Annotated in this window: 11 protein-coding genes; 8 read left to right on the top strand and 3 right to left on the bottom strand. The window is 66.8% G+C overall.

The annotated features are described in order from the left end of the window. Nucleotides 1-16: 16 nt before the first annotated feature. The 4 genes from CR919_RS10100 (at nucleotide 17) to CR919_RS10085 (ending at nucleotide 4776) form a co-directional block, all read left to right on the top strand. The gene (locus CR919_RS10100; protein WP_099819911.1) at nucleotides 17-1438 is read left to right on the top strand and encodes an FAD/NAD(P)-binding protein; all 1422 of its coding nucleotides are present in this window, start codon (nucleotides 17-19) and stop codon (nucleotides 1436-1438) included. Between the two features lie 9 nt (nucleotides 1439-1447). Further along, complete coding sequence (gene uvrD / locus CR919_RS10095) at nucleotides 1448-3640, top strand: DNA helicase II (protein ID WP_099819910.1); 2193 nt, start codon at nucleotides 1448-1450, stop codon at nucleotides 3638-3640. A 146-nt stretch (nucleotides 3641-3786) separates the two neighbouring features. After that, nucleotides 3787-4113: a low molecular weight protein tyrosine phosphatase family protein gene (locus CR919_RS10090; RefSeq protein WP_099819909.1), complete on the top strand. Its 327-nt coding sequence runs from the start codon at nucleotides 3787-3789 to the stop codon at nucleotides 4111-4113. 108 nt (nucleotides 4114-4221) lie between these two features. Beyond that, on the top strand, nucleotides 4222-4776 hold the full coding sequence (locus tag CR919_RS10085) for a hypothetical protein (RefSeq protein ID WP_099819908.1): 555 nt from the start codon (nucleotides 4222-4224) through the stop codon (nucleotides 4774-4776). A gap of 94 nt (nucleotides 4777-4870) precedes the next feature. Here the strand turns inward: CR919_RS10085 and CR919_RS21205 are convergent, their stop codons facing one another. Together CR919_RS21205 and rtcR are read right to left on the bottom strand one after the other, a co-directional pair. Next, entirely contained in the window at nucleotides 4871-5017 is a 147-nt protein-coding gene (locus tag CR919_RS21205; RefSeq protein ID WP_165781013.1) for a hypothetical protein, read from the bottom strand. Nucleotides 5018-5092: 75 nt separating this feature from the next. Beyond that, entirely contained in the window at nucleotides 5093-6688 is a 1596-nt protein-coding gene (gene rtcR, locus CR919_RS10080) for an RNA repair transcriptional activator RtcR (RefSeq protein ID WP_099819907.1), read from the bottom strand. A gap of 187 nt (nucleotides 6689-6875) precedes the next feature. Here rtcR and CR919_RS10075 point away from each other — a divergent pair, with 187 nt between their 5' ends. The 4 genes from CR919_RS10075 (at nucleotide 6876) to CR919_RS10060 (ending at nucleotide 11945) form a co-directional block, all read left to right on the top strand. Next, entirely contained in the window at nucleotides 6876-8423 is a 1548-nt protein-coding gene (locus CR919_RS10075) for a VWA domain-containing protein (RefSeq protein ID WP_099819906.1), read from the top strand. A gap of 530 nt (nucleotides 8424-8953) precedes the next feature. Then, nucleotides 8954-10180, top strand: coding sequence for an RtcB family protein (locus tag CR919_RS10070; protein WP_099819905.1), 1227 nt, complete (start codon nucleotides 8954-8956; stop codon nucleotides 10178-10180). A gap of 82 nt (nucleotides 10181-10262) precedes the next feature. Further along, entirely contained in the window at nucleotides 10263-11279 is a 1017-nt protein-coding gene (gene rtcA / locus CR919_RS10065) for an RNA 3'-terminal phosphate cyclase (protein ID WP_099819904.1), read from the top strand. Between the two features lie 219 nt (nucleotides 11280-11498). Further along, the gene (locus CR919_RS10060) at nucleotides 11499-11945 is read left to right on the top strand and encodes a universal stress protein (protein ID WP_025878044.1); all 447 of its coding nucleotides are present in this window, start codon (nucleotides 11499-11501) and stop codon (nucleotides 11943-11945) included. 208 nt (nucleotides 11946-12153) lie between these two features. Here the strand turns inward: CR919_RS10060 and CR919_RS10055 are convergent, their stop codons facing one another. Then, entirely contained in the window at nucleotides 12154-12438 is a 285-nt protein-coding gene (locus CR919_RS10055; protein ID WP_099819903.1) for a DUF2782 domain-containing protein, read from the bottom strand. Nucleotides 12439-12533: the final 95 nt, after the last annotated feature.

Raw genomic sequence — 12533 nt, 5'->3', positions numbered from 1 at the left:
CAGCCGGGCAGGGGCGATGGCCTACAATCGGCGTATGACTGATTCACCGCGTAATGGCGAACTGGACCTGGCGATCATCGGTGGTGGTGCGGCCGGGGTGCTGGTGGCGATCCAGGTGTTGCGCCAGGCCCGGGCGCCGCTGGCGCTGGCCATCTTCGAGCCGGCCTCGCAGCTGGCACAGGGCATCGCCTATGCCACGCCGTGGCCGGAGCACCTGCTGAACGTGCCGGCGGCGAAGATGAGCGCCTTCCCTGACCAGCCCGGCGACTTTCTTGATTTCCTGCAGACGGCCAACGCCTACCCGGGCGAGGCGCGCGAGGTGCTGGGCGAACGTTACGTGTGTCGCCAATACTTCGCCGCTTACCTGCAGCAGCGCCTGCGCGAGGCCGAAGCGACCAGCGCGGCGCGATTGCAGGTCATCGCCCAACCGGTGCTGGCGCTGCATGCCGATGACCACGGTTACCAGCTGCAGCTGGGCGATGGCCGAACGCTGCATGCAGCGCAGGCGGTGATCGCCACCGGCAACAGCATGCGGCCGCTGCCGGTGGACGGCGCCGATGCGCTGCCCGCCGATGACGTGGTCGAAGCCTGGGATTACGACGGCGTGCGTACGCTGGCCGGTGACCATGCCGTGGCCATCGTCGGCTCCGGGCTGAGCATGGCCGACACCGTACTGGCGCTGGCGGCCGCAGGTCACAGCGGGCCGCTGCACGTGATCTCGCGCCATGGCCTGCTGCCGTTGCCGCACGCACACGGTGGCCTACCGACGTTCGACCCGCAGGAGCTGCTGCCGATGACCCTGCGCCAGCGCCTGCGTGCACTGCGCCAGCACGCACGGCAGGCACAGGCCGATGGCATCCCGTGGCAGGGCGTGATGGATCGCATCCGCCCGCATGGGCAAGCGCTCTGGTGCAGCCTGGACGCCGCCGACCAGCGTCGCTTCCTGCGCCACGTGGTGCGCTACTGGGACGTACACCGACATCGCATCGCTGAACCAGTGGCCGAGCAGCTGCAGGCGCTGCAGGCCAGCGGCCAGCTGCGCGTCCACCGCGCCCGCCTGCAACGCGTGTGGCGCGACGGGGATGCCCTGCGGCTGTCGGGTCGCGAGGCGGGCGGTGGCAATGTGCAATGGATGATCGGTGCGGTGGTCAACGCCACGGGCGTGGAAACCCGCGCCTCGGCGCTGCGCACCCCCTTGTTGCAGCAGCTGCAGGCCGATGGACTGGCCCGTCCCGGTCCGCATGGGCTGGGCCTGGACAGCAGCGTGCCTGGCGACCGGCTGTGCGCAGCGGGTGGTCAGCCGCAGGCGCGCCTGGGCGTACTCGGCAGCCTGCGCATCGGCAGCCTGTGGGAAAGCCTGGCGGTGCCTGAACTGCGTCAGCAGGCGCAGGCACTGGCCGTGCAGGTGATCGCAGGAGCTGCGACGTCGATGCCGTAAAATGGAGGCATGGATGTCTCCCACTTGCTTGATGGCCTGAACCCGGCCCAGCGCGAAGCCGTCTCCGCTCCCCTCGGTCACCACCTGGTGCTGGCCGGTGCCGGGTCGGGCAAGACGCGCGTACTCACCCACCGCATTGCCTGGCTGCATGAAGTCGAAGGCGTGCCGACGCATGGCATTTTCGCGGTGACCTTCACCAACAAGGCCGCTGGTGAGATGCGCCATCGCATCGACGCACAGCTGCCGCATGGCAGCCGCGGCATGTGGATCGGCACCTTCCACGGCCTGGCCAACCGCCTGCTGCGCCTGCACTGGCAGGACGCCAAGCTGCCGGAAAGCTTCCAGGTGATGGATTCGGACGATCAGCTGCGGCTGGTCAAGCGCGTGGTACAGGCGCTGGAGCTGGATGACGGCAAGTACCCGCCCAAGCAGATTGCCTGGTGGATCAACGCGCAGAAGGATGAAGGCCGCCGCCCGCAGCACATCCAGCCCGAGCCGAACGATGCGTGGCTGGAAACCATGCGCCAGGCTTACGCCGAGTACCAGGCGCGCTGCGACCGTGCCGGCCTGGTCGATTTCGCCGAGCTGCTGCTGCGCGCGCACGAACTGCTGCGCGACAATCCGCCGTTGCTGTCGCATTACCGCGCACGGTTCCGCGAGATCCTGGTGGACGAATTCCAGGATACCAACGCCATCCAGTACGCCTTCGTGCGTGTACTGGCCGGGCATGAGGGCCACGTGTTCGTGGTCGGTGACGATGACCAGGCCATCTATGGCTGGCGCGGCGCCAAGGTCGAGAACGTGCAGGGCTTCCTGCGCGATTTCCCGGGCGCGCAGACCATCCGCCTGGAACAGAACTACCGTTCCACCGCCAACATCCTCAACGCCGCCAACGCGGTGATCGCGCACAACCCGGACCGCATTGGCAAGCAGCTGTGGACCGACAGCGGCGACGGCGACCCGATCGACCTGTACGCGGCGTACAACGAGATGGACGAGGCGCGCTACATCGTCGAGCGCGCGCGGCAGTGGGTGCGCGACGGTGGCAGCTATACCGAAGTGGCCGTGCTCTACCGCAGCAACGCGCAGTCGCGCGCGCTGGAAGAAGCGCTGCTGAGCGAACAGGTGCCGTACCGCGTGTACGGGGGCATGCGCTTCTTCGAGCGCGCCGAAGTGAAGGATGCGCTGGCGTACCTGCGCCTGTTGTCCAACCGCAACGACGACGCTGCATTCGAGCGCGCGGTAAACACGCCCACGCGTGGCATCGGTGACCGCACGCTGGACGAAGTCCGCCGCGAAGCACGCGCCCAGGGCATCTCGCTGTGGGAAGCCACCATGCTGGTGACCCAGGGCAGTGCATTGGCGGCGCGTGCGCGCAACGCGCTGGCCGGCTTCCTGGTGCTGGTCAATGAACTGCAGGCACAGACCCTGCAGATGACCCTGGCCGAGCGCGTGGACCATGTCCTGGTGCGTTCGCAGCTGCGCGAGCACTGGAGCAAGGAAAGCCGCAACGCGCTGGATTCGGAATCGCGTACCGACAACCTCGACGAACTGGTGTCGGTGGCCTCGCGCTTCGTGCGCCGTGCCGACGACATCGAGGAAGTGGGCGAGGACATGGACGAGCTGGTCGCGTTCCTGGCCTATGCCGCGCTGGAAGCTGGTGAAGGCCAGGCGCAGGCGGGCGAGGAGGGCGTGCAGCTGATGACGCTGCACTCGGCCAAGGGCCTGGAATTCCCGCTGGTGTTCCTGGCCGGCGTGGAAGAGGGCCTGTTCCCCAGCGCACGGTCGCTGGAGGAAAGCGGGCGGCTGGAAGAAGAGCGTCGGCTGGCCTACGTCGGCATCACCCGTGCACGACAGAAGCTGGTGCTGAGCTACGCCGAATCGCGGCGCATCCATGGCCAGGACAACTACAGCCTGCCGTCGCGTTTCCTGCGCGAGATTCCGCGCGAGCTGCTGCATGAAGTGCGGCCGAAGGTGCAGGTCTCGCGACCGGCCTCGATGGGCGCAAGCCGGGTGATGGGTCACGCCGCCATCGAAGCGCCGCCGATCAAGCTGGGCGCGCTGGTCAACCATCCCAAGTTCGGCGAAGGCATGGTGACCGACTACGAAGGCAACGGCGCCCACGCACGCGTGCAGATCGAGTTCGCCGACGCCGGCAGCAAGTGGCTGGTGATGGCGTATGCCAACCTGACGGTGATCTGATCGCTGCCGGGGTCGGATCCCTCCCGAAGGGAGGGCTCTGACCCCACTACGGCACAGCATCAACCGGTGGCGAATTGCTCCATGCCCCCGCTGGGTCAGAGCCCTTTTCCGTTGGAAAAGGGATCCGACCCCGATACGCTGCGGTCATGACCCGCAACGTGCTCTTCCTCTGCAGCCAGAACCGCCTGCGCAGCCCGACGGCCGAGCAGGTGTTCGCCGAGTGGCCGGGCATCGAGACCGCCTCGGCCGGGTTGCTCGCCGACGCCGAGGAGATCCTCAGCCCCGAGCTGCTGCAGTGGGCGGACCTGGTGTTCGTGATGGAGCGCGCCCACCGCAACCGCCTCTCCAGCCGCTACAAACCGTGGCTGAAGGGAAAACGCGTGATCTGCCTGGATATCCCGGACGACTACGAGTACATGGACCCGGTGCTGGTGGAGCTGCTGAAACGGAAAGTGCCGCCGTTCCTGCGCTGACTGCGGTCTTGTAGAGCCGAGCCCATGCTCGGCTGCTTCTGGTGGGAAAGAGCAGCCGAGCATGGGCTCGGCTCTACAATAGCGGCCACATCTCCCAGGAATGCCCTCATGACCGAACCCACGCTGCATGTCACCGTGAAATTGAACGCCAGGCTGCAGCCCGAGCATCGCCATGAGCTGTTCGAGGATCCGCTCGATGCGCTGCTGCAGGCGGCCGACCTGGGCGGGATCACCGGTGGCGGTACCGCGATGTCCGACGAAGGCGAAGTCGAATACGGTGATATCGAAGTGGCACTGGTCGATGCCGCGGGCGTGCCGAAGCTGATCGACCTGCTGGAGCAGCTGGGTGCACCGAAGGGTTCGCAGATACAGGGCGCAGGCGAGGCCGATCGCAGCTTCGGCGTGACCGAGGGCCTGGGCATCTACCTCGACGGCCTGACCTTGCCGGACGAGGTGTACGAGCAGTGCGATTCGAACCATGTGTTCGAACAGCTGTCCGAGCGCATCGATGGCCTGGGCGAGATCTGCAGCTGGTGGCAGGGGCCGAGCGAGACCGCGTTGTACATGTATGGCCAGTCGTTCGAGGCGATGCGTGATGCGATCGCTGAATTCGTTGGCAGCTACCCGCTGTGCCAGAACGCACGCGTGGTGCAGATCGCCTGAGCGTAGGCCTCTACCGGTAGGTGCCAACCTTGGTTGGCACGATGTCGTCGGTCGCGGAGAGCAGCCGAGCATGGCTCGGCTCTACAGAAGGGCGCTACCGACTTGCGGCGCCGCGGGCGTTGTCGCGCAGCGCCATGTCCTTGCCGACTTGGTAGGCACCGAACAGCACCGCCAATGCGATGATCGCGGCGATCAGGATGGACTTCTGGGAGCTCCAGACGGGTGGTCTGTTGTTTTGCATGCCTGTCATCCTTGGAGGCGGCAGCGTGCCGCGCAGCCAGCATGCGCCGTGCGTGGCAGCCGGGCAAGCCCGGCGCTACGGTGTGACCGGACCCCGCACCTGCTCCCAGTCCAGCCCGAACTTCGCCAGGTATTTGCACAGGCGGTCGGCGTCGTTGGTGCTGGCGCGCTGCGTGCGCGAGACCGCAAACAGCTCGCGCCCGGCAGCGGACAGCGACTTCGAGCGTGCACAGACCCGCACCACTTCTTCCAGCTGCACGCGATCGAAACGGTCCAGCGTGTCCACGGCATCGCCCAACAGTGCATCCAGCGGTGACGGCGCATCGCCGCCGCGCCACTGTGACCGCAGGCGCGCGATCTCGTCCTCCACGCCCTCGATCTGGATGCGCCCGGCACTCGCCAAGGTGGCCAGGCGCATGATCGACGCGCCCAGATCGCGGAAGTTGCCGCGCCACGCGGCTTCCGGGCTGGTGGCGAATGCCAGATAACGCGTGCGTGCCTCGACGTTGAAACGTACCCGCGCATGCTGGTCCTGCGACCAGCGTTCCAGCTCGAACTCGATGTTCGGTTCGATGTCCTCCATGCGCTGGGCCAGACCCGGCAGGCGGTAGGTCCACAGGTTGAGGCGGGCCAGCAGGTCTTCGCGGAAGCGGCCTTCCAGCACCGACTGCTGCAGGTCGCGGTTGGTGCCGGCGATCAGCTGGAAGTCGCTCTCCACTTCGCGGTCGCTGCCTACCGGCAGGAACCGCTTCTCTTCCAGCGCCCGCAGCAGCATCGCCTGTTCGTCCTGGCCGAGTTCGCCGATCTCGTCCAGGAACAGCAGGCCCTGGTGGGCTGAGCGCAGCAGGCCGGCACGGTCGCTGGAAGCACCGGTATAGGCGCCCTTGGTATGGCCGAACAGGGTGCTCATCGCACCGTCGCCGCGCAGCGTCGCGCAGTTCACCTCGACGAAGCGACCCGGCAACTGGTGCTTGAGCTTCTTCAGCTCGAACACACGCTTGGCCAGCTGGCTCTTGCCTGCACCGGTCGGCCCCATCAGCAGCATCGGTGCGCGCGAGCGCGTGGCCACTGTTTCGATCTGTTCGATCATGCGGTTGAAGGCGGCGTTGCGGGTGGCTATGCCGCCCTTCAGCAGGTCGCGGTCCTGCAGCTGCTGCTGGGCGAAGCGCTGGGCGATATGGTCGTAGCGCGATAGATCGAGGTCGATGACCGCGTACGTGCCGGCGGCGCCGTCCTGCTTGCGCGGCGGCGAGGTCTGCAACAGGCGCCCGGGGAAGTGCCGGCTCTCGGTCAGCAGGAACCAGCAGATCTGCGCGACGTGCGTGCCGGTGGTGATGTGGACGTAGTAGTCCTCCTCCTCCGGCTGGAACGGATAGCTGGCGAGGAAGTCATGCAGGGTGGCGTAGACCCCCTCGAATTCCCACGGATCTGCCAGGTAGGTGTCGTGTCGCTGCACGCTGATGCCCGGCGCCGCCTGCACCAGATCCTCGCAGACCACCCGCGCCAGCTTGCTGTAGCGGCGCTCATCCAGCAGCAGCTCGATGCGGTCGGGCAGGAAATCCTCATGCATGCCCAGCGACACCGTAGGGCGCCACTTCTGCCAGCGCCCCGGGCCCTCGCCCGCGTCGAGCTGGGTGCCGAGCATGCCAAAGACCACCTGCCGACGCGCCATATCCATTCCTATAAAAGATGCGCCAGAAATATATATCTTTTCGCCACGGCTCGCTGGTCAAAATAGCTCGATCAACAAGAAACTTCATGAAAATCAATTGCATGGGTACTTCGAGCAAAAGTTGGCACGGCCATTGCTCTATATCCAGCTAGACACGACGCGGGCTGTTCCCGCCGAGGACATCAGCATGGCCAACCTTTCGCTCTTCTCCTGGATGCGCACGCCGCAGCCGCCGCAGGCAGACACCGTCAATGAAGCCGGTGGCCTGGCTTACCGCCGCGACCCGCGTGCAGCGCTGGCGCTGTATGCGGCCACCGGGTGCCTGAACAACACTTTCTACAGCGACGCCGAAGCGCAGCTGCAGCAGGTGCTGGCGCTGACCGCGCAGGTCGAGCCGCGCTTCATCGCCCGCACCGCGCTGTACGCCCGCCAGGTCGCACACATGAAGGACATGCCGGCACTGCTGCTGGCGGTGCTCAGCCTGCGTGACCCGGAGGCGTTCGCTCTTGCGTTTCCGCGGGTGATCGACAACGGCCGCCAGCTGCGCACCTTCGTGCAGATCATGCGCAGCGGCCAGGTGGGGCGCCGTTCGCTGGGCTCGCTGCCCAAGCACAGGGTGCGTGAGTGGATCCAGCAGGCGTCGGCGGAAACGCTGGTGCGTGCGGCGATCGGCCAGCAGCCGTCGCTGGCCGATGTGATCCGCATGGTGCACCCGAAGCCGGCCAACGCCGAGCGCAAGGCGCTGTATGCCTGGATCATCGGTCGTGCGTACGACGAGGCGCAGCTGCCGGCGGTGGTGCAGGCCTACGAAGCGTTCAAGCGTGATCCGCGCGGGCTGCCGCCGGACCTGCCGTTCCAGTACTACAGCACCCTGCCGCTGGATGCGGCGCAGTGGTCGGCACTGGCCCGCAATGCATCGTGGCAGTCGATGCGGATGAACCTCAACACGTTCGCCCGCAACGGCGTGTTCGATGATCCGGCGATGGTGCAGGTGATCGCAGATCGCCTGCGTGATCCGCAGCAGGTGCGTCGTGCCCGTGTACTGCCGTACCAGCTGCTGATGGCCTTCCACGCGGGTGCTGGCTTGCCGTCGCCGATCCTGGAAGCGCTGCAGGATGCGATGGAGATCGCCACGGCGTCGGCACCGGCATTGCCGGGGCGGGTGGTGGTGGCGGTGGACGTATCCGGTTCCATGCAGTCGCCGGTGACCGGCTACCGCAAGGGCGCCAGCACCGCAGCACGCTGTGTGGACGTGGCGGCGCTGGTTGCAGCCTGCGTGCTGCGCGGTCAGCCGCAGGCCAAGGTATTGCCGTTCGATACCGAGGTGCGCCACGTGCGGTTGAACCCGCGCGACAGCGTGATGACGTTGGCCCGCCAGCTGGCGATCAACGGCGGCGGTACGTCGGTCAGCGCGCCGTTGCACTACCTCAACCTGCGGCGCGAGCCGGTGGACCTGGTGGTGATGGTGTCGGACAACGAGAGTTGGCGTGACACCCGCACCGGCGGCCAGACCGCGACGATGCTGCAGTGGGACGCACTGAAGCGTCGCTGCCCACAGGCTCGGCTGGTGTGCATCGACCTGCAGCCGGTGGCCAGCAGCCAGACCGTGCAGCGCGGCGACGTGCTGCACATCGGAGGCTTCAGCGATGCGGTGTTCGACCTGATCGCGCAGTACGCCGCTGCGGCCGAGGACGGCAGCAGCTGGGTCCAGCGCATCCAGGACATGGCGTTGTAAGGCGGCAGGGAGGCCGCAACGGACCGCCCGGCTGGCAATGGGGCCAGCCGGGCAGGGCCAGGAATTCGTTTTTTGCGGTGAATGCTGGTGGAACTACATTGGTTGTCCCTTCGGGGTCGGGTTCGAGTCCCGCGTTTCCTGCCTGTCGTGAGGAAGCAGACGTTCCACTTCCCTTGTCACCGCACCTTTTCAAACGGCACCGGCAACGGCGCCGATGCTTCACCGCCGGCCGTGCGAATGCCGGAGGAACTACAGCCTCTTAAGCTCCAGGTCGCGGGTTCGACTCCCGCCTGCCGCGGCAACGCGGCGGTAGCTCAGTGGTAGAGCAGGATGTTCCTCCAGATTCTTGTCGTGCTGCCGGCACCTTCGCTTTCGTTGCGCGGGGAATGCAGGTGGAACTACATCGGAAGCCCTTCGGGGTCGGGTTCAAGTCCCGGCCGTCCTCCACGGCAACGTGGGCGACGGAATGTTCCACCACCTTTGTCACCGCACCTTCTTTGTTTTTACTTTGGATGAAAGGAAACATCACCATGACCACCCTCAATTACGACGTGATCCAGCAGCCGGGTGCTGTACCGATCAAGCTGTGGACCCGCGGCGTGCCGCTGGAAGACCAGGCGCGCGAGCAGCTGCAGAACATCGCCAGGCTGCCCTTCATCCACAAGTGGATCTCGGTGATGCCCGACGTGCACCTGGGCAAGGGCGCGACCGTGGGTTCGGTGGTGCCGACCATCGGTGCGATCATTCCTGCGGCGGTCGGCGTGGACATCGGCTGCGGCATGATCGCGGTGCGCACCACGCTGGTTGCCAGCGACCTGCCGGACAACCTGTCGGCCGTGCGCAGCGCGATCGAGCGGGCGGTGCCGCACGGCCGCAGCGTGACCCGCGGTGGCCGCGACAAGGGCAGCTGGGACACGCCGCCCGAACTGGCGGTGGAAGGCTGGGCGCAGCTGGTGGATGACTTCGCATTGATCTGCGAGCGTCATCCACGCCTGAAGAACACCAACAACCTCAAGCACCTGGGAACGCTGGGTACCGGCAACCACTTCGTCGAGGTGTGCCTGGACCAGGAGCAGCGCGTGTGGTTCATGCTGCACTCCGGTTCGCGTGGCGTGGGCAATGCCATCGGCACCTACTTCATCGAGCTGGCCAAGCAGGAAATGCGCCGCTGGATGATCAACCTGCCCGACCAGGACCTGGCCTACCTGCCCGAGGGCAGCCAGCACTACGGCGACTACGTGTTCGCAGTGGACTGGGCGCAGCGTTTCGCACGCATGAACCGCGAGGTGATGATGCGCAACGTGGTGGCTGCGGTGCGCACGGTGATCAGCAAGCCGTTCGAGGCCGAGGCCGAGGCGGTGAACTGCCACCACAACTACGTGAGCCGCGAGACCCACTTCGGCAAGGACGTGATGCTGACCCGCAAGGGCGCGGTGAGTGCGCGCAAGGGCGAACTGGGCATCATTCCGGGCAGCATGGGAGCCAAGAGCTTCATCGTGCGTGGCCTCGGCAACGAGGACAGCTTCCACAGCTGCAGCCACGGTGCCGGCCGCGTGATGAGCCGTACCCAGGCGCGCAAGCTGATCACCGTGGATGACCACGCCAAGGCCACCGCGCACGTGGAATGCCGCAAGGATGCGGAGGTGGTGGATGAATCGCCGGCGGCCTACAAGCCGATCGAGGCGGTAATGGAGGCCCAGCGCGATCTGGTCGAGATCGTGCACACGCTGCGCCAGGTGGTGTGCGTGAAGGGATGAAGCGACCCGTGCGCGGCGTACACTGCGCCGCGCACGGCAGCAGGGCCCGGCATCGACACAACGGGCATGGAGGAACAGACAGATGGACATGATTGAACTGGATGGCGGGCAGGGTGGCGGACAGCTGCTGCGCTCGGCACTGACATTGAGCCTGTGCACCGGCACCGGCTTCACGCTGCACAACATCCGCGCGATCCGGCGCAAGCCGGGATTGATGCGCCAGCACCTGACCGCGGTGAACGCCGCGGCGCGGGTCGGCAACGCGTGTGTGCACGGTGCGGAACTGGGCGCTACCTCGCTGCGCTTCGAGCCGGGTGCGGTGAGCGCTGGCGACTATCATTTCGCGACCGGCAGCAGCGGCTCGGCAACGCTGGTGCTGCAGACCGTGCTGCCGGCACTGTGGCGCGCGCAGGGGGCGTCGCAGCTGCGCCTGGAAGGCGGTACCCACAACCCGCTGGCGCCCAGTGCGGACTTCATCGCCGAAAGCTATCTGCCGGCGCTGCAACGGATGGGCGTGCAGGCGTCGATGCAGCTGCTGCAGCACGGCTTCCATCCGGCAGGCGGTGGCGTGATGGAGGTGCAGGTGCAGCCGTGCGCAGCGCTGCAGCCGCCGTCGCTGGAGGTGCGTGCGCCGTTGCAGGGAATCGAGGCACAGGTACTGATGTCCGGACTGTCCACCGGCATCGGCCTGCGCGAACTGCAGGTACTGGCCGAGACGCTGGGCGTGGACCCCCATCCGCGCAACGTGCAGTCGATACGGCCGGCGCTGGGACCGGGCAATGTTGCCCTGGTGCGCGTGCGGCATGGCGACCACGTGGAGGTGTTCAGCGGGCATGGCGAGCGCAGTGTCTCCGCCGAGCAGGTCGGCGCGCGCCTGGCGGGGCAGGTGAAGCAGTACCTGGACGGCGCGGGTGCCGTTGGCGAGTACCTGTCCGACCAGTTGCTGCTGCCGATGGCGCTGGCGGGCGGCGGTGCGTTCACCACCCATGTGCTGAGCGATCACCTGGTCAGCAATGCGCGGTTGATCGAGAAGTTCCTGCCGGTGGAATTCGACTGGCAACCGCACGAGGGTGGCTGGCGGATCACGGTGCAGGCCTGAGCGCCCGCCGGGGAAGGCCCGGCGCTACCGGAGCATCCCAGCCGCGTGTCGATCCTGGGCATGTTGCGCCGGGCGATGCCCGGCCGCGCATCGGCCGATCAACCCGCGCTGCGCAGGCATCGCTGCGCGCTGCCGGATTGATCCTGCGCAAGGCACGATCTCCACATCGGGTATGTAATGGTGTCGTTCCCACTGGGTAGATCACCGCGGAGCCCCACCATGTACAAGCGCATCCTGATCGCCACCGACGGTTCGGAGCTGGCCGACAAGGGCCTGGCCAAGGGCCTGGAGCTGGCCAAGGACCTCAACGCCGAGGTCGACATCGTCACCGTCTCCGAGCCATGGGCCGTCGGCATGTACGACGCCATGGGCTGGAGCGTGGGTTACATGAACAGCCCGGAGTACAAGGCCGACCGCGAGGAAGGCGCGCAGAAGGTGCTGCAGCCTGCGCTGGCCAAGGCCGCCGAGCAGGGCATCACCGCCAATCCGGTGCATGTGCTGGACCGCTACGCGGCCGACGGCATCATCGAGACGGCGGGCCAGCGCAACAGCGACCTGATCGTGATGACCTCGCACGGCCGTCGCGGTGTCACCCGCGTGCTGCTGGGCAGCCAGACCGCCGAGGTGCTGGCGCGCAGCACGCTGCCGGTGCTGGTCATCCGCTGATACAGAAGCGTTCCCGGGGAGGGGACCCGACGCCGGCCGCAGGATGCGCGCCGGCGTTGTTTTTTCCGGCGCCCAGTAGATCCACGCCATGCGTGGATAGGGCCACCGAAATGCCCAGTAGATCCACGCCATGCGTGGATGGGCCTTGCCGATCGCCTTGATGGGGTCAGAGCCCTTTCCTGCGGAAAGGGATCCGACCCCGGTCGCATCACCAGCTGTACAGCTTCCAGTACACCGGCGACACACCGTCCTTGTCGTTGTCGAAGCGGCCATCGCCGTTCTTGTCGTACATGTAGAACGGGGCGCCGCGTGCCGGCGTCACCTTGACCATGCGCAGCTGGCCGGACACCCGGTACTCCTCGATGGTGTCACCGTTGTCCATGGTGCGCTTGGAGACATCGGCGCCCTTGACGTCCACCGGGGGCGCGCCGGCGCCGCCCATGCTGGCGCAGCCAGCGAGCAGGAGCACGGAAGCCAGCATCAGGGTTTTCATCGGCGGGGCCTTTGCCTGGAAAGAGCCTTGATTATGCCCCATCGCCGCGTCACTGCCGTGTCGCCTCGGTGCAGGCGCGGGCGCGTAGAATCGTC

The sequence above is a fragment of the Stenotrophomonas sp. LMG 10879 genome (assembly GCF_002750935.1).
GTDB classification, from domain to species: domain Bacteria; phylum Pseudomonadota; class Gammaproteobacteria; order Xanthomonadales; family Xanthomonadaceae; genus Stenotrophomonas; species Stenotrophomonas lactitubi_B.
The sequence above is the reverse complement of the archived record's forward strand: the minus strand, read 5'-3'. Positions and strand labels throughout refer to the sequence as shown.

Coding starts and splice junctions, on each gene's coding strand:
- uvrD (WP_099819910.1), top strand. CDS start 1,448: ATGGATGTCTCCCACTTGCTTGATGGCCTGAACCCGGCCCAGCGCGAA.
- CR919_RS10100 (WP_099819911.1), top strand. CDS start 17: ATGGCCTACAATCGGCGTATGACTGATTCACCGCGTAATGGCGAACTG.
- CR919_RS10090 (WP_099819909.1), top strand. CDS start 3,787: ATGACCCGCAACGTGCTCTTCCTCTGCAGCCAGAACCGCCTGCGCAGC.
- CR919_RS10085 (WP_099819908.1), top strand. CDS start 4,222: ATGACCGAACCCACGCTGCATGTCACCGTGAAATTGAACGCCAGGCTG.
- CR919_RS10055 (WP_099819903.1), bottom strand. CDS start 12,438: ATGAAAACCCTGATGCTGGCTTCCGTGCTCCTGCTCGCTGGCTGCGCC.
- CR919_RS10075 (WP_099819906.1), top strand. CDS start 6,876: ATGGCCAACCTTTCGCTCTTCTCCTGGATGCGCACGCCGCAGCCGCCG.
- rtcA (WP_099819904.1), top strand. CDS start 10,263: ATGGACATGATTGAACTGGATGGCGGGCAGGGTGGCGGACAGCTGCTG.
- rtcR (WP_099819907.1), bottom strand. CDS start 6,688: ATGGCGCGTCGGCAGGTGGTCTTTGGCATGCTCGGCACCCAGCTCGAC.
- CR919_RS10070 (WP_099819905.1), top strand. CDS start 8,954: ATGACCACCCTCAATTACGACGTGATCCAGCAGCCGGGTGCTGTACCG.
- CR919_RS10060 (WP_025878044.1), top strand. CDS start 11,499: ATGTACAAGCGCATCCTGATCGCCACCGACGGTTCGGAGCTGGCCGAC.
- CR919_RS21205 (WP_165781013.1), bottom strand. CDS start 5,017: ATGCAAAACAACAGACCACCCGTCTGGAGCTCCCAGAAGTCCATCCTG.